Raw genomic sequence first — 16,724 nt, 5'->3', positions numbered from 1 at the left:
CGTCCACCGCGGTATCAGCAGCAGCAGCAGCATCGGCCACCGAGGCCGCCGAAGCTGCCACCGGAGAGGCGGAGCCGGACGGCGCGGGTGCCGAGCATCCGCCGAGGGCAAGAGCAGAGAAAGCAACGAGGACGCTGCGGCGCGTGGGCAAGGAGACTCCGGGGAGGTGCTGGGGAAGGGTGCTGGGGAGTGTACGGCCGCTGGCGCCAACTACCGGGAGCGCGCCAGCCTCCGTCCCTTCCAATTTACCGCGCCCGAGAACGGTCCGGTGAACGGATGGTGAAGTCGCGGCGCTGCGTCAGAAGTGCGTGGAGCAATGGGCGGGGCGTTCGACGGCGAACATCCGCGCGAGCGTGAGCGAAGCGTCCGTGACGAGTCGGGCAGAACCCCCAGACCTGCCCGCACGGATCCGCCCCGCTTCGGCCAAGGTCACAGGGCTCACGCCGCCCACATAGACGGAGGAAAGCTCCGCGATGTCCAGGGCGAGGTCCCCGGGCGTGGTGTCGTCGTCCGCCAGACGCTCAATATGGCTCCTCCCCGCGGACACAGCGAGCCGGTATGTGCCGGTCGTGAAGCCGAGGGGGTCCTCGACGCGGAGCACGAGCTCGCCGTCGTGTGCGAGGTGGCGGGCGCCGAGCGCTGCCTCGACATCGAGGATCCGAAGCCACAGCATGTCGGTGTCGACGCCGAGGCGGATAGCCCGTGGATCCACGAGCGCCCACGCGAGCGGGTCTTCAACGGGCGCCTCGTCCCACTCCACGCTGCGGATGAGATCGAGCGAGCCGAGATAGTCCCACAGGCCCAGATAGGCCTCTGGTGTCGCTGCGACGAGATCGCGGATGCTGACGGTCGCGGGCTCGTGGTCCCAGCCCCTGAACGAATACGCCGCGTAGCCGTCGGCCGTGCCGTCGTCGTCGAGGTGCACGGCGACGCGGAGCGCCGCATCGGTGCCGCCCGTCTCGTGGTCCCACTGGCCCGCCGCTCGGAGCCGGTACCGCTCCTGGCGGTCCACCGAGCCGGGAGTGGCCCGATGGGCCCGAGCGAAGATCTTCGGCGCAAGGTCAAGCATGGCGGACGGCTCCGCCGCGATGACCCGGCCACTCGTGGGGACGGCCAGTCGGAACTGGGGTCCCGTCGTCACTGTGATCCTGCGCTCCCGCGTCGCAACCCCAAAGCCGAACCGCCGATAGATCGACGCCTCCGAAGCAGTCAGGGCTGCGATCGCAACGCCGTCGGCCTTCGCGCGCGCGAGGTCCTCCCCCATGAGGCGGCGCAGGAGTCCGCGCCGACGATGATCGGTGCGCACTGTCACTGCCGTGACGAGGTGGGCCTGGACCAACTGGCCGTGGCCGACATTGAGCGTCTTGCGCAGCGTGCCGAAGGTGGCCACTGGCCGCTCGTGGCCAAACGCCGGCGACCCCGACGCCAGGGTCTCATAGGCGCCGGTCAGCTCGCGGTCGTCATCGAGGTAGGCCTGGGCGATCTTCGCGAGATACTCCTCGCCGATGGCCTTCTCGTAGAAGCCATAGTTGACGGCGCGGATCCACTGCTCGGTCACGCCGAAGTCCGGCGCCGTGGCCGGCGCTGCGCGGAACCGACGGATCTCGTAGGCGTCTGCGGGAGACGATCCAGGCTGCACGGTCATCAGTGGCCGGCCTCGTTCCACGTCCGACCGACGCCGATCTGGACGTCGAGCGGAACGCTCAGCTCGGCGGCGCCTCCCATCTCGGCCTCGACGATCTCCCGCACGGTGGCCTCCTCGCCGGGAGCCACCTCGACCACGAGCTCGTCGTGGATCTGGAGCAGCAGCCGCGACCCGATCCCACGCTCGCGGAGCTGGCCCTCAACGCCGATCATGGCCCGCTTGATGATATCCGCGGCCGATCCCTGGATCGGCGAGTTGAGGGCGATGCGCTCGGCCAGCTCGCGGTGCGCCCGGTTCGGGCTCGTGAGATCGGGCAGGTACCGGCGGCGACCGAAGATGGTCTGGGTGTAGCCGTCCTGCCGGGCCTGCTCGACGACGCCACGGAGGTAGTCCCGCACCGCACCGAACCGGTCGAAGTAGTCCTTCATGAGGGTCCTCGCCTCGTCGACCGAGATCTCCAGCTGCTTGGACAGGCCGAAGGATGAGAGCCCGTAGGCCAGGCCGTAGGACATCGCCTTGACCTTGGACCGCATCTCGCTCGTCACGTCCGCCGGCTCGACGTGGAAGATGCGCGAGCCCACGAACCGGTGCAGGTCCTCACCTGCGCGGTACGCCTCGATGAGTCCTTCGTCGCCGGAGAGGTGCGCCATGATGCGCATCTCGATCTGCGAGTAGTCGGCCGAGAGCAGCGACTCGTATCCCTCGCCGGCAACGAACACGTCGCGCACGCGGCGCCCCTCCTCGGAGCGGATCGGGATGTTCTGGAGGTTGGGGTTGTTGGAGGAGAGCCGCCCGGTCGCGGCGATGGTCTGCGCGTAGGTCGTGTGGATGCGCCCGTCCTTCGTGACTGCCCTCTTGAGCGTCTCGACCATCTGCCTCAGCTTGCTCGACTCACGGTGGGCCATGAGCGCTTCGAGGAACGGGTGCCCGGTCCTGTCCAGGAGCTCCTTGAGCGAGGCGGCGTCGGTCGTGTACCCGGTCTTGATCTTCTTGGTCTTGGGAAGCTCGAGTTCCTCGAAGAGGACCGTCTGGAGCTGCTTGGGCGAGCCGAGGTTGACCTCGTGCCCGATGGCCTCGTAGGCGGCCGCGGCCGCCTGCTCGCTCGTCGCACCGAGCTCGTCAAGGAGTCCATCGATCTGCTTCTCATCGACGGTAATGCCCGCCCACTCCATGTCCAGCAGGACCCGGGAGAGCGGTAGCTCCATCTCCCGCAGGAGAGCCGTCGCACCGAACTGCTCGAGCTGCGGGGCGAGCGTATCGTGGAGGGCGCGCACGACGGCGGCCTCCCGGGCGAGCGCCGCGGCCGCGGCTTCCGCGCCGGCCAGGTCAAGCGCGAGCTGGCCCGTCTGCGGCCCGCCGGCAGCGAGCTCGATGCCCAGGTGGTGCTGCGCGAGATCGGCCAGCGCGTAGGAGCGCCGGTCCGGTTCTGCGAGGTAGCCCGAAATCGAGACGTCGTCCATGAGGCCCGCGACCTCCGCACCCAGACCGCGCAGGGCCTTGGCTGCCTCCTTGAACTCGGCCATGGCCTTGGGCACTGATGCGTCTGCGAGCCACGCTCGCAGCGGTGCGGGAACCCCGGCCTCGACGGGCACCACAACCGCCGATTCCGCCGTCGCGAGTGCAATCGACTCTGCTGCCGGCCGGGGGCTGCCCCCGTCGGTGCGGACGGCGACCGCCACGGGTGCCTCACCCGCGCCCGCGGCGAGGGCCTCGAGCGCGGCGACCAGCGCGCCGTCGTCCGCCGCGACGGTGTGCGGCGGAACGTGGAAGGCGTCCTCGACCCCCTCGGGGCCTTCGGTGTCGAAGATGTCATAGACGCGCGTGCGGAGGGCTTTGAACTCGAGCTCGTCGAAGAGCGACTCCACGGCAGCGCGCTCGGGCCGCGGATCCGCGAGCTCGTCGAGAGCGACCGGCAGTTCGAGATCGGTGAGGAGCCGGTTGAGCCGGCGGTTGCGCTGGACGGACTCCATGTTGTCCCGGAGGCTCTCCCCCGCCTTGCCCTTGATCTCGCTGGCGTGGGCGAGAACGCCCTCGAGACCGTCGTACTGGGTGATCCACTTGGCCGCGGTCTTGGGGCCGACTCCGGGGACGCCCGGAAGGTTGTCGGCGCTCTCGCCGACGAGCGCCGCCAGATCCGGATACCGTGCGGGCGGAACGAAGTACTTCTCCTCGATCGCGGCGGCGTCCATGCGCGGGATGTCGCTCACGCCCTTGCGCGGGTAGAGCACGAACACGTTGTCATTGACGAGCTGGAACGTGTCCCGGTCTCCCGAGACGAGGAGGACCTCGTAGCCCGCAGCCGACCCCTGGGCCGCGAGGGTAGCAAGGATATCGTCGGCCTCGTGGCCGGGCAGCTCCATCGTGCGGATGCCCAAGGCGTCCATGACCCGCTTGATGTAGCCGATCTGCCCGGCGAACTCGGGCGGCGTCGCGTTGCGGCCTCCCTTGTACTCGCTGTATTCGGCCTTGCGGTGCGTCGTCTCGTCGCTGACATCGAAGGCGACCGCGATGTGGGTGGGCTTCTGGTCGCGCACGAGGTTGATGAGCATCGACGTGAAGCCGTGGACCGCGTTCGTGTGCTGCCCCGCCGCATTGACGAAGCTCTCAGCAGGGAGTGCGAAGAAGGCCCGGAAGGCCATCGAGTGCCCGTCGAGGACCAGCAGCCTCGGCCGCTCTCCCCCGCTGGCTCCCCCCGAGATGGAGGTGGCGGGTGCGGCGAGGGTTTGGCTGGTTTCAGTCACAGGTGCCAGCCTAGTGGCCATGCATGACAATTTCATTCGGCCCGCAGCGGCCTCCGATGCCCGTCCGTCCGCCGATCCGCCCGGAAATCCGGTCGATCCCGCGGTCGCTGCGGAGCTCGAAGCGGCGGGGATCCCGGTCGGGCTGAGACCGCTTCTGGCCGCGCACGGCGTCGGGGCCCTCGTGGTCAAGCTGGGCATCGTCTTCGAGGAACTCTCCGCCGCACGCGCGGTCGCGACCATGCCGGTGGCAGGGAATACGCAGGTGGCAGGCATCCTCCATGGCGGCGCGAGCGCAGTCCTCGCGGAGACGCTCGGCTCCTTCGCCGCGTGGGTCCATGCCGGCCCGGGCCGCCATGCGGTGGGCGTTGACCTCAACGCGACCCACCACCGCCCCGCGGCCCTGGGCCGAGTGCGCGGAACGTGCACCGCCCTGCACCTCGGGCGGACCATCGCGACCCATGAGATCGTCATCACCGACGACGAGGGGCACCGCGTGTGCACGGCACGCATCACGAACCTCGTGCGGGACAACCCGGCGGGATCCCGCGCCGGCTGATGAGGGTCCGGCCGGGGGTGATGCCCGTCCGCATCGGGGCGCGTTGACCCGGTCAGTCGCCCGGCGCGGGCGGCGGCATGCTCCTCCGGTAGCGCAGCTCCACGGTGCCATCGCGTTCAGTGAGGCCCTCGAGTGTGAACTCCGAGGGGACACCCAGCGGGTTTCCGCCCAGCACCGGGACGCCGCCGCCGAGCGCGACCGGGACGATCGTGAGCACGATGCGGTCAATGAGCCCCGCGGCAAGGAACTGCCCCGCGAGCGATCCTCCGCCCGCGATGTACACGTCCTTCTCCCCCGCGTCACGGCGCAGCTCTTCCGCGAAGGTGTCGACATCGCCGCGCACGAGGACCACGTCAGCGCCGTCGTCCACACCGAGCTCGTGGTGGGTGAAGACCCAGCATGGCACCTTGTAGGGCCATTGGCCGGGTACGTGTGCGCGAATCCACTCATACGTTCCGCCGCCCATCGCGATGCATCCGACCCCTGCCTCGAACGCCTTGTAGGACGCCCCGAGGCCCTCGACGGAATCGAAGGCGGTGAGCCAGTCGAGGCCACCGTTGTCCTGCGCGATGTAGCCGTCCAGGCTGCTTCCCACGAAGTACACGAAGTCAGACATGGCCCCACACTAGCCACGCCACCACGGCTTTCCCAGAACCTTCGGCGGCCGTGGACTTGGCCAGACTGCGGCGCTACCGTCAAGACCTATCGTTCTCGATTCACTCCAGGAGAGCAGAATGCGCAATTCATTCCCGGCGGGTAAATTTGGCGCCCCCCGTATCGATGGGATCTTCCAGGCCGTCGAGGAGCTGCGTTCACGGTTTGAGAAGCGCTCAGGCACCCGCGCAGGGCAAGGCGAGGTGCGGTCGGCGGTGCTGGCCCTCCTTACGGAACAGCCGATGCATGGCTATCAGATCATCCGTGAGATCGAGGAGCGCAGCAGTGGCGGCTGGAAGCCGAGCGCCGGCTCCGTCTACCCCACGCTGCAGCTGTTGGCAGATGAAGGGCTCATCAGTGCCGAGGAGTCCGGCGGCCGAAGGATCTACTCGCTGACGGAGACAGGTCGGGACGACGCTGCGCGCGCCGAATCGTCTGCGCCTTGGGAGTCGACAGGTGCGGCATCCGGCACCGGGTTCGCGGCGCTTCCGAGGGCCGGTGTCGAGCTCGCTCAGGCCGCCGCCCAAGTGGGGCGTACCGGGTCGCCGGAGCAGGTGGAGCGGGCCGTGGCAGTGCTCGACGAGGCACGCCGTCGTCTGTATGCGATCCTCGCCCAGGACTGACGGGGGTGACGTCGATTCGTCGGGACCGAGGGGACCCGGTACCCGGCGCGGGGGGCACCCGTGCCCGTTACCGGCGAATCCTGCGCTTCGCCGGGTGGCACCTCGCCGTCACCTGGTGGTTCGAGCTGGTTCTCCCACGGGTTGGGCTGGGCGGCATTGCCGAGCGCACTCGCACCGCGAGGATGCGGCGCTTCGCGCAGCGCTTCCACCTGCTCGCGGTCGACTTGGGCGGCCTGATGATCAAGGTGGGCCAGTTCCTCTCGTCCAGGCTGGACGTGCTTCCGCCTGAGATCACGAAAGAGCTCGAGGGTCTGCAAGATGAGGTGCCCCCGGTCCGGTTCCCCGCAATCTGCGCACTCGCCGAGGCGGAACTGGGCCGCCTGGACCAGGTCTTCTCGTCGCTCGAGGAGATCCCACTCGCCGCGGCATCCCTCGGCCAGGCGCACCGTGCGCAACTCCTTCCCGTCCATGCCGCGGAAGCGGGGGTCGAGGGCGTGGTGGTGAAGGTGCAGCGCCCTGGAATCGACGCGATTGTCGAGGTCGATCTGGCCGCACTACGCAAGGTAGGAGGCTGGCTCCGCCACGTGCGGGTGGTGTCCGATCGGGTGGACGTGGCGGCTCTCGTCGAAGAGTTCGCGCAGACAAGTTTGGAGGAGATCGACTACCTGCATGAGGCAGCGAATGCAGAGCGCTTCGCGGCTGATTTCGCCGATGACGACCGTGTGGGTGTGCCCGACGTCGCCTGGGAGTGGACCACCCGCCGCGTGCTCACGCTCGCAGACGTCTCGGCGATCAAGATCACGGACTTGAAGGCACTGCTTGCGGCGGGAATCGATCCGGTGCAGGTTGCCCCCGTTTTTGCGTCGGTCATGTTCGACCAGATGTTCAAGAACGGCTTCTTCCACGCCGATCCGCACCCCGGCAACATCTTCGTCACTCCGGCTGAGGATTCACCCGCAGGACGCCCGTGGAAGCTGACGTTCATCGACTTCGGCATGATGGGCGAGGTTCCGTCCAGCACCCGCAGCGGCCTGCGGAAGCTCCTGATCGCGGCCGCCTCGCGTGACGGAAAGGGCCTGATAGCCGCGATCAACGACATAGGCGCCCTGGTGCCGTCAACCGACACAACCGAGCTTGAGCGGGCGATGACACAGCTCTTCGCCCGGTTTGGTGGGATGGGCTTCGCCGAGCTTCGCGAGGTGGACCAGAAGGAGTTCCTTGACTTCGCCGTGGAGTTCGGCGACGTCGTCCGCTCGCTGCCCTTCCAGTTGCCCGAGAATTTCCTGCTCATCATCCGGGCGATGTCACTGACCTCGGGCGTGTGCAGCTCGCTGGACGCTCGCTTCAATCTGTGGGATGCGGTCGAGCCCTACGCGGCGCAGCTGCTGCGCGACGAGCGTGGCAACATCGTGCAGGACGTAGCCCAGGAGGCGCTCGATGCAGCGGGACTCGTCTTGCGTCTGCCGAAACGCCTGGACGGGCTTGTCGCCCGCATCGAGGACGGTTCACTGTCCGTGGCCAATCCGCGTCTGGAACGGCAGATGGCGCGCCTTAACCGCGCGGCCCAGCGATCGGCATCGGCTCTCGTATTCGGCGCCTTGCTCATCGCAGGTTCCGTGGTCCGGGCGGACGACTCGACGCTCGGCAGCGTGCTCATGATCGTGTCTGTGGTTCCGTTGCTCCACGGGCTGTGGGTGGGGCGCCGCGGTCGCTGAGTCACGTGGCCAGCGGGGACGGCGCTCAAGGCCCTGCGAGCAGTGACCGGGCCGCGGTTCCCAACGCCTCCGAACCCAGAAGACACTGTGCCCGAGGTGGGACTCGAACCCACACACCTTTCGATACCGCATTTTGAGTGCGGCGCGTCTGCCAATTCCGCCACTCGGGCCAACGGCCACCTGGGTGGCCTCCGCGACTACTGTACCCGGTAGGATCGAGGGCAGAAACATCCGCCTGACTCTCAAGGAGCCCGCGTGTCAGATAAGACCCCCCAGCCCGGCCTGGCCGATGAGAAGACGGACACCTCTGCGCCAACGCGCCGCGTCATCGTGGCCGAGGACGAGACTCTCATCCGTCTCGACATCATCGAGATCCTCCGCGGGGAGGGCTACGACGTCGTCGCCGAGGCCGACAACGGGCAGCGCGCCGTCGAGCTCGCCGAGCAGCTCAAGCCGGACCTCGTGCTGATGGACGTCAAGATGCCCATCATGGACGGCATCACGGCCGCCGAGAAGATCGTCAAGGCGCGCATCGCTCCCGTCGTGCTCCTGACCGCCTTCAGCCAGAAGGAACTCGTCGAGCGCGCCCGCGACGCCGGTGCGATGGCCTACGTCGTCAAGCCGTTCACGCCCAACGACCTCCTCCCCGCCCTCGAGATCGCGCTCTCGCGCCACGAGGAGATCAAGGCCCTCGAGTCCGAGGTCACGGACCTCAAGGAGCAGTTCGCCACGCGCAAGCTCGTTGAGCGCGCCAAGAGCCTCCTCATCACGAAGATGGGCCTCACGGAGCCCGAGGCATTCCGCTGGATCCAGAAGACGTCGATGGACCGCCGGCTGAGCATGCGCGAGGTCTCGGAGACCATCATCAACCAGGTCACCTGAGGTCGGAGTCCGGCGACGACGGCAACATCCGCGTCGTCGGACAACAGGTCCTCGGACAACGGGTCCTCGGACGACGGCGAAGGGCGGCACCCGCTGTGGGTGCCGCCCTTCTTCGTGGTCGGCAGATGCCGGCCAGATGCCGGAGCGCCGATTAGAGCTTCTGGCGCCTGGGCTCGGTGGGCAGCGGCCAAGGACCGATCTGCTCGCGGACCGGGGCTGCCGCACCCTCGAGCATCTGCCCGGCGTCGGCGAGGTCCCCGACCTTGTGGACGCGCAAGGCGTTGGTCGATCCCGCGACCCCAGGCGGCGAGCCGGCGGCGACCACGACGATATCGTTCGGCGTAGCGAGACCGGCGTGGAGGAGGTAGTCGTCGACCTGCGCGATCATCTGATCGGTATGCGCAGCGAAGTCCACCATCCGCGGCTGGATCCCCCAGCAGAGGCTGAGGATGTTCAGCGTCGAGGTCAGCGGGGTGAACGCGAAGATCGGCTTCTGCGGCCGGAGGCGGCTCAGGCGACGCGCCGAGTCACCGGACTGCGTGAACGTGCAGATGTACTTGGCGTCGAGCTGGTCCGCAATCGCGACGGCGGCACGGGTGATCGCACCACCTCGCGTCTTCGGCTGGGACCCGAGCGGCGGTACGCGCTCGAGGCCATGCTCCTCGGTGGACTCGATGATCCGCGCCATCGTCTTCACGGTCTCGATGGGGTAGGCGCCAACGCTCGTCTCGCCCGAGAGCATGACCGCATCCGCGCCGTCGAGCACAGCATTCGCGCAGTCGGAAGCTTCGGCGCGCGTCGGGCGGGGGTTCTCGATCATGGACTCGAGCACCTGGGTCGCCACGATGACCGGCTTGGCCCAGCGGCGTGCAAGCTCGATCGCGCGCTTCTGCACGAGCGGGACCTGCTCGAGCGGAAGCTCCACGCCGAGGTCGCCACGGGCCACCATGATCGCATCGAACGCGTCGATGATCTCGTGGAGCTGGTCCACCGCCTGGGGCTTCTCGATCTTGGCGATCACCGGCACACGGCGACCTTCCTCGTCCATGATCTCGTGCACTCGGTCGACGTCGCTCGCATCCCGCACGAACGAGAGCGCAATGAAATCGACGCCGCGCTTGAGAGCCCAGCGGAGGTCGGCCTCATCTTTCTCGCTCAACGCGGGGACATTCACGGCGACACCGGGCAGGTTGATGCCCTTGTTATTGGACACCGTGCCGGCCACCGTGACCTCGGTGACGACCTTCACGTCGTCAACCGCGGTCGCGAGCAGCGCGACCTTTCCATCGTCGATGAGAAGGGTGTCTCCCACCCTGACGTCCTCGGTGAGGCTCTTCAGTGTCGTCGAGCAGATGTCCTTGGTGCCCGGAACGTCATCGGTCGTGATGGTGAAGACATCGCCGACGGCAAGCAGGTGCGGGCCGTCGACAAACCGGCCGAGGCGAATCTTGGGGCCCTGGAGGTCGGCCATGATGCCCACGGCTTTGCCGAGCTCGGCGGCCGCCTTGCGGACGTTCTCGTAGGTGCCGTCATGCACCGAGTAGTCGCCGTGGCTCATGTTCATGCGGGCCACATCCACCCCCGCCTCGATGACAGCGACGGTGTTCTCGTAGCTGGAGATGGCCGGACCGAACGTGGCCACGATCTTCGCGCGTCTCATATACCTACCCTAGGTCTGAAGTTGTCGACAGCGGTTTCTGGTGAGGTGAACAGTTGGGGCCCTGATCAGAGGACCGTGATAGCCCGGTCCGACGGCGCGACCGGCGCCGGCAGTGTCGTTGAGCCCATGAGGTGCCGGTCCACCGCCGCAGCGGCCGCACGGCCTTCGGCAATGGCCCAGACAATGAGCGACTGGCCACGACCGGCGTCGCCCGCCACGAAGATCCCGGGAATCTCCGTCATGTAGTCGCCGTCCCGGGCCACGTTGCCGCGCTCATCGAAGCTGGCCTTGACCTGATCCGAGATGCCGGCGGGCTCGGCGCCTGTGAAGCCGAGGGCGAGGAAGACGAGATCGGCAGGGATGATCTGCTCCGTCCCTGCCTTGGGAACACGCTTGCCGTCGACGAACTCGGTCTCGGCGACCTTGAGCCCTGCGAGCTTGCCGTTCTCCCCCACGAACTCCACGGTCGAGGCGAGGTACGTGCGCACCCCGCCCTCCTCGTGGGCGGTCGCGACCTCGAAGAGATTCGGGAACATCGGCCAGGGCTGGTGGGCCGGGCGCTCGGTGGGCGGCTGCTTGCCGATCGCGAGCGTCGTCACCGAGGCAGCCTGCTGGCGGTGCGCGGTGCCGATGCAGTCGGCTCCCGTGTCGCCGCCGCCGAGGATCACCACGTGCTTGCCGCGCGCGTCGATCTGGTCCGTCACGGTGTCCCCCGCGGACGCGTGGTTGGACTGCACGAGGTAGTCCATCGCGTAGTGGACGCCGCCGAGGTGGCGACCGGGGATCGGAAGGTCACGCGGCACGGTTGCCCCGGTCGCGATGACGACAGCGTCGTAGCGCCGCCGCAGCTGATCCCAGCTGACGTCCTTGCCGACGCCGACTCCGGTGCGGAAGCGCGTGCCCTCGGCCTGCATCTGGGCCACGCGCCGGTCGATGACGTCCTTCTCCATCTTGAAGTCGGGGATGCCATAGCGGAGGAGGCCGCCGATGCGGTCGTCCCGCTCGTAGACGGCGACGGTGTGGCCGATGCGGGTGAGCTGCTGCGCCGCCGCGAGTCCCGCGGGCCCCGAGCCGACCACCGCGACCGTCTTGCCCGTGAGGCGGGCCGGCGGGAGCGGCTCCACCCATCCCTCGTCGAACGCCTGCTCAGCGATCGAAACCTCGATCTGCTTGATCGTCACGGCCGGCTGGTTGATGCCGAGCACACAGGCGCTCTCGCACGGGGCCGGGCACAGGCGACCGGTGAACTCCGGGAAGTTGTTGGTCGCGTGCAGGCGCTCGGAGGCGTCCTGGCCCTTGCCGCGACGCGTCAGATCGTTCCACTCGGGGATGAGGTTGCCGAGCGGGCACCCGTGGTGGCAGAACGGCACGCCGCAGTCCATGCAGCGCGCGGCCTGCCGGGCGAGGATGGTGCCCTCCTGCCTGGCCTCGTAGACCTCCTTCCAGTCCATGATGCGGACGGGAACGGGGCGCCGCGGCTGCGTCTCACGCTGCCGGACTTTCAGAAATCCGCGTGGGTCAGCCACCGGTCACCTCCAGGATGCGAGACCAAACTTCCTCCCCGTCCGGGTCGAGGCCCTCCTCGAGGGCGCCCAGACGGGTCTGCAGCACAGCTGCATAGTCACGCGGGAGGACCTTGGTGATCCTGGCCGCGGTGTCATCGAAGTTGTCGAGGAGCCGCTGCGCGTGCGCGGAGTCGGTTTCCTCGACATGCTTCACGAGAAGGTTGCGCACAATGTCGCGGTCCTCGTCGTCGAGCTCAATGAGCTGCAGTTCGCCCGAGTCGAGCGCCTGCTTGTTGACGCGTCCCGGCTTGAGATCGAGCACGAAGGCCGTGCCCCCGGACATGCCTGCGCCGAAGTTGCGGCCCGTGCGTCCGAGGATGAGGGCCTGTCCGCCGGTCATGTACTCGCAGCCGTGGTCGCCGATTCCCTCCACGACGGCCGTCGCACCCGAGTTGCGGACCAGGAACCGCTCGCCGACCTGTCCCCGCAGGAACAGCTCGCCGCCCGTGGCACCGTACCCGATCACATTGCCGGCGATGACGTTGTGCTCGGCGGGGAACACATTGGTGCGGTCCGGCCGGACGATGATCCGCCCGCCCGAGAGGCCCTTGCCGACGTAGTCGTTCGAGTCGCCGAAGAGGCGCAGCGTGATGCCGGCCGGCAGGAACGCCCCGAGGGACTGGCCCGCGGTGCCGGTGAGCGTCACGTCGATCGTGTCGGTTCCGAGGGTCTCGATGCCGAACTTCTTCGTGACGTTGTAGCCGAGCATCGTTCCGACCGAGCGGTCGGTGTTGACGACCGGGAGGCTGATCTTCACCGGGGTGCGCTCGGCCAGCGCGTCCGAGGCGAGCTCGATGAGCTGCACGTCGAAGTGCTTCTCGAGCTCGTGGTTCTGGCCGGTCATGTTCCGCAGCGGCGCATCCTCGTCGAAGTCGAGGCCTGCGAGGATCGGCGACAGGTCGAGGCCCTCGGCCTTCCAGTGGTCGATCGCCGCGCGCGTCTCGAGGACTTCGGTATGGCCGATCGCCTCTTCGATCGAGCGGAACCCCAGCTGGGCGAGGAGCTCACGGATCTCCTCGGCGATGAACTCGAAGAAGTTCACCACGAACTCGGGCTTGCCCGTGAAGCGCGCGCGCAGCTCGGGGTTCTGGGTCGCGACGCCGACCGGGCAGGTGTCCAGGTGGCACACGCGCATCATGATGCAGCCCGAGACCACGAGTGCGGTCGTGGCGAACCCAAACTCCTCGGCCCCGAGCAGGGCCGCGATGACAACGTCTCGTCCCGTCTTGAGCTGGCCGTCGACCTGGACGACAACGCGGTTCCGAAGGCCGTTGAGCATGAGGGTCTGCTGCGTCTCGGCGAGGCCGAGCTCCCAGGGGACTCCAGCGTGCTTGAGCGAGTTCAGCGGCGAGGCGCCCGTTCCGCCGTCGTGCCCCGAAACGAGCACGACGTCGGCCTTCGCCTTCGTCACGCCTGCGGCAACCGTGCCGATGCCCACCTCGGAGACGAGCTTGACGTGCACGCGTGCGCTCGGGTTGGCGCGCTTGCAGTCGTAGATGAGCTGCGCGAGGTCCTCGATCGAGTAGATATCGTGGTGCGGCGGCGGCGAGATGAGGGCGACACCCGGCGTCGAGTGACGCGTCCGGGCCACCCACGGGTAGACCTTCTGGGCCATGAGCTGTCCGCCCTCGCCCGGCTTGGCACCCTGCGCCATCTTGATCTGGATGTCCGTGGCGTTCGTCAGGTAGAGGCTCGTGACGCCGAAACGGCCCGAGGCGACCTGCTTGACCGCCGATCGGCGCGACGGGTCGAGGAGGCGGTCGACGTCCTCGCCGCCCTCACCCGTGTTCGACTTGGCCCCGAGCCTGTTCATCGCGATGGCGAGCGTCTCGTGGGCTTCCTTCGAGATCGACCCATAGCTCATCGCACCCGTCGAGAAGCGCTTGACGATGCTCGCGACGGGCTCGACGGCGTCGATCGGGAGGGCAGGACGCACGCCATCCTTGAACTTCAGCAGACCCCGGAGCGTCATGAGGTTCTTCGACTGGTCGTCGATTCCCTGCGTGTACGACTTGAAGACGTCGTACCGGCGTTCGCGGGTGGAGTGCTGGAGGCGGAACACTGTCTCAGGGTTGAACAGGTGCGGCTCGCCGTCGCGGCGCCACTGGTACTCCCCGCCGTTCAGGAGCGGTCGGTGAGGCTGCTCGATGCCCGTGGACGGGTAGGCCATCTCGTGCCGTGCCGCAACCTCGGCAGCGATGACGTCGAGGCCGATGCCGCCGAGCTGGCTGCGGGTTCCGGCGAAGAACTCGTCCACGAGGTCCTGGGACAGGCCCAGCGCCTCGAACGTCTGCGCGCCGCAGTAGGACGCGACCGTGGAGATGCCCATCTTGGACATGATCTTCAGGACGCCCTTGCCGAGGCCCTTGATGAGGTTGTAGACGCCGTCCTCGGGACGCACGCCGGGGAGCTCTCCGGAACGGATGAGCTCCTCGACGCTCTCCATGGCGAGGTACGGGTTGACGGCCGAGGCTCCGTAGCCGAGCAGGACGGCGACGTGGTGCACCTCGCGCACGTCGCCCGCCTCGACCACGAGCGCGGTCTTCGTGCGGTTCGCGCTGCGGAGGAGGTGGTGGTGGACCGCAGAGAGCAGCAGGAGCGAGGGGATCGGCGCCCACTGGGCGTTCGAGTCGCGGTCGGACAGCACGATGTACTGGACGCCGCGGTTGATCGCGCCCGAGACCTGCTCGCAGATCTCGGTGAGGCGCGCGCGCAGAGCGGCCTCTCCGCCTTCAGGACGGTAGAGCCCGCGGATCTTGACGGAGATGCGGTCGCCCGCGTTCCCACTGTGCTCCGCCGTGGCTGGCGCCTCCATGTTGGCGATTTTCGCGAGCTGGTCGTTGTTGATGACCGGGAAGGGCAGGATGACCTGCCTCTCCTTGACCCGCTCGGTGTTCAGGAGGTTGCCGTTCGGGCCGATCGCGCCGTTGAGGCTCGTCACGAGTTCCTCACGGATCGCGTCGAGCGGCGGGTTCGTCACCTGGGCGAAGGACTGCACGAAGTAGTCGAACAGGAGGCGGGGGCGCTTGGACAGCACTGCGACCGGAGTGTCGGTGCCCATGGCGCCGAGGGGCTCGGCCCCCGTGCGTGCCATCGGGCCGACGAGGATGCGCAGCTCCTCCTGCGTGTACCCGAAGGTCCGCTGGCGGACGTTGACCGACTGAGGGGTGTGCACCACGTGCTCGCGCTCGGGGAGCTCGTCGAGGCGGATCACGTTGTCCGTGAGCCACTCGGCCCACGGGTTCGTGCCCGCGATCTCGGCCTTGACCTCCTCGTCGTCGACGATTCGGCCGGCCTCGGTGTCGACGACGAACATCTTGCCCGGCGAGACGCGGCCCTTCTTGACCACGTTGGCGGGCTCGACGTCGACGACGCCAACCTCCGAGGCGAACACCACGAGGCCGTCTTCGGTGACCCAGTAGCGGCAGGGGCGCAGCCCGTTGCGGTCAAGGGTTGCGCCGACAAGGGTGCCGTCGGTGAAGGACACGGCCGCGGGGCCGTCCCACGGCTCCATGAGGAGCGAGTGGTACTCGTAGAACGCCCGGCGGGCGGGATCCATCGAGACGTGGTTCTCCCACGCCTCGGGGATCATCATCATGATCGAATGGGTGATCGGACGACCCGAGAGCCACAGCAGCTCGGCAACCTCGTCGAACGAGGCCGAATCGGATGCTCCCGGGGTGCAGATCGGGAAGAGCTCCTCGGGAGCGTCGCCCAGGAGAGGGCTCTTGAGCTGGGACTGGCGCGCACGCATCCAGTTGCGGTTGCCCTTGACCGTGTTGATCTCGCCGTTGTGCGCAATCGTGCGGAACGGCTGGGCGAGCGGCCACGAGGGGAACGTGTTCGTCGAGAAGCGGGAGTGGACGATCGCGAGCTTGGTCGCGAAGCGGGCGTCCGAGAGGTCCGGGTAGAAGGGCTCGAGCTGGGCGGTCGTCAGCATGCCCTTGTACACGATGGTGCGCGCGGACAGCGACGGGAAGTACACGCCGTGCTTGTTCTGAGCGCGCTTCCGGATACGCCAGGCGCGGCGATCGAGGTCATTGCGGTCCAGCTCCTCGCCCGAGGCCGAGGCGAAGAACGGCTGTTCGAAGCGGGGCATGCACGCGCGCGCCATCGCCCCGACGAGCTCGGCGACAACAGGAACCTTGCGCCAGCCCAGAACGGTGAGGCCCTCGGCCTCGGCGAGCGACTCGATGCCTGCGCGGGCGGTTGCCACTTCGCGGTCCTCGGTAGGCAGAAACGCGATGCCGACGGCATACTGGCCCGCAGCGGGCAGTTCGAAGTCGACGACCTCACGGTAGAAGCCGTCAGGGATCTGCGTGAGGAGGCCCGCGCCGTCGCCCGTGCCCTCGTCGGCGCCGACGGCGCCACGGTGCTCAAGGGCGCGCAGCGCGTGCAGTGCCGCATCGACAATGTCATGCCCGGCCTCGCCGCGCAGTGTTGCGACGATCGCAAGGCCGCACGCGTCCTTCTCGGCGTCGGCGTTGTACAGGCCTTGAGAGGAAGGCAGAGCGGAGAAGCGTTCAAAGGGCGAGAGCACCCTCTCGGACACAGTCTCGGCGGCGCCTTGGGTGTGGTGAGTCATGACGTAACGTCCTTCCTCCTGGTCGATGGTGCGACAGGGGACAACGTTGGCCCCGCAATGCTGGCCACAACAGGGCACAGCAAGGCGCTGATTACTGG

10 protein-coding genes and 1 tRNA gene are annotated in these 16,724 nt (G+C 68.0%); 4 read left to right on the top strand and 7 right to left on the bottom strand.

The window, feature by feature from the left end; genetic code table 11:
* Positions 1-298: 298 nt before the first annotated feature.
* Both AB5L97_RS08975 and polA read right to left on the bottom strand, forming a co-directional pair.
* Positions 299-1,645 (bottom strand): GNAT family N-acetyltransferase, encoded by a 1,347-nt coding sequence (locus AB5L97_RS08975; protein ID WP_369047239.1) that lies wholly within the window; start codon positions 1,643-1,645, stop codon positions 299-301.
* Positions 1,645-4,284, bottom strand: a complete 2,640-nt coding sequence (polA, locus tag AB5L97_RS08970; protein ID WP_423246849.1) for a DNA polymerase I — start codon at positions 4,282-4,284, stop codon at positions 1,645-1,647. Before polA ends, AB5L97_RS08975 begins: the two co-directional genes overlap by 1 nt.
* Before the next feature lie 121 nt (positions 4,285-4,405).
* Between polA and AB5L97_RS08965 the strand changes: the two genes are divergently transcribed.
* Entirely contained in the window at positions 4,406-4,942 is a 537-nt protein-coding gene (locus AB5L97_RS08965; RefSeq protein WP_369047237.1) for a hotdog fold thioesterase, read from the top strand.
* Positions 4,943-4,994: 52 nt separating this feature from the next.
* Here AB5L97_RS08965 and AB5L97_RS08960 read toward each other — a convergent pair whose 3' ends face one another.
* Entirely contained in the window at positions 4,995-5,558 is a 564-nt protein-coding gene (locus AB5L97_RS08960) for a dihydrofolate reductase family protein (RefSeq protein ID WP_307956499.1), read from the bottom strand.
* 118 nt (positions 5,559-5,676) lie between these two features.
* Between AB5L97_RS08960 and AB5L97_RS08955 the strand changes: the two genes are divergently transcribed.
* Together AB5L97_RS08955 and AB5L97_RS08950 are read left to right on the top strand one after the other, a co-directional pair.
* Entirely contained in the window at positions 5,677-6,219 is a 543-nt protein-coding gene (locus tag AB5L97_RS08955; RefSeq protein ID WP_369047236.1) for a PadR family transcriptional regulator, read from the top strand.
* Positions 6,220-6,224: 5 nt separating this feature from the next.
* Positions 6,225-7,934: an ABC1 kinase family protein gene (locus AB5L97_RS08950; protein WP_369047235.1), complete on the top strand. Its 1,710-nt coding sequence runs from the start codon at positions 6,225-6,227 to the stop codon at positions 7,932-7,934.
* An 88-nt stretch (positions 7,935-8,022) separates the two neighbouring features.
* Here the strand turns inward: AB5L97_RS08950 and AB5L97_RS08945 are convergent.
* Positions 8,023-8,104: transfer RNA gene (locus AB5L97_RS08945), tRNA-Leu, on the bottom strand.
* 112 nt (positions 8,105-8,216) lie between these two features.
* On the opposite strand from AB5L97_RS08945, the gene AB5L97_RS08940 reads away from it, so the two are divergent.
* A complete protein-coding gene (locus AB5L97_RS08940) occupies positions 8,217-8,816 on the top strand; it encodes an ANTAR domain-containing response regulator (RefSeq protein WP_369047396.1) in 600 nt (199 codons plus the stop codon).
* Positions 8,817-8,967: 151 nt separating this feature from the next.
* Here the strand turns inward: AB5L97_RS08940 and pyk are convergent, their stop codons facing one another.
* The 3 genes from pyk to gltB all read right to left on the bottom strand — a co-directional run bounded on the left by pyk (position 8,968) and on the right by gltB (position 16,626).
* A complete protein-coding gene (gene pyk / locus AB5L97_RS08935; protein WP_307956502.1) occupies positions 8,968-10,476 on the bottom strand; it encodes a pyruvate kinase in 1,509 nt (502 codons plus the stop codon).
* Between the two features lie 65 nt (positions 10,477-10,541).
* Entirely contained in the window at positions 10,542-12,002 is a 1,461-nt protein-coding gene (locus AB5L97_RS08930) for a glutamate synthase subunit beta (protein ID WP_307956503.1), read from the bottom strand.
* Entirely contained in the window at positions 11,995-16,626 is a 4,632-nt protein-coding gene (gltB, locus tag AB5L97_RS08925; RefSeq protein WP_369047234.1) for a glutamate synthase large subunit, read from the bottom strand. Before gltB ends, AB5L97_RS08930 begins: the two co-directional genes overlap by 8 nt.
* Between the last annotated feature and the right edge of the window lie 98 nt (positions 16,627-16,724).

Source organism: Sinomonas sp. P10A9, from assembly GCF_041022165.1.
GTDB lineage: Bacteria > Actinomycetota > Actinomycetes > Actinomycetales > Micrococcaceae > Sinomonas > Sinomonas puerhi.
This window is presented reverse-complemented; position numbering and strand designations above follow the sequence as displayed.

Bases quoted from the DNA above. Each gene is read 5' to 3' on its own strand.
- AB5L97_RS08975 (WP_369047239.1), bottom strand. From the start codon at position 1,645: ATGACCGTGCAGCCTGGATCGTCTCCCGCAGACGCCTACGAGATCCGT.
- polA (WP_423246849.1), bottom strand. From the start codon at position 4,284: ATGGCCTTCCGGGCCTTCTTCGCACTCCCTGCTGAGAGCTTCGTCAAT.
- AB5L97_RS08965 (WP_369047237.1), top strand. From the start codon at position 4,406: ATGCATGACAATTTCATTCGGCCCGCAGCGGCCTCCGATGCCCGTCCG.
- AB5L97_RS08960 (WP_307956499.1), bottom strand. From the start codon at position 5,558: ATGTCTGACTTCGTGTACTTCGTGGGAAGCAGCCTGGACGGCTACATC.
- AB5L97_RS08955 (WP_369047236.1), top strand. From the start codon at position 5,677: ATGCGCAATTCATTCCCGGCGGGTAAATTTGGCGCCCCCCGTATCGAT.
- pyk (WP_307956502.1), bottom strand. From the start codon at position 10,476: ATGAGACGCGCGAAGATCGTGGCCACGTTCGGTCCGGCCATCTCCAGC.
- gltB (WP_369047234.1), bottom strand. From the start codon at position 16,626: ATGACTCACCACACCCAAGGCGCCGCCGAGACTGTGTCCGAGAGGGTG.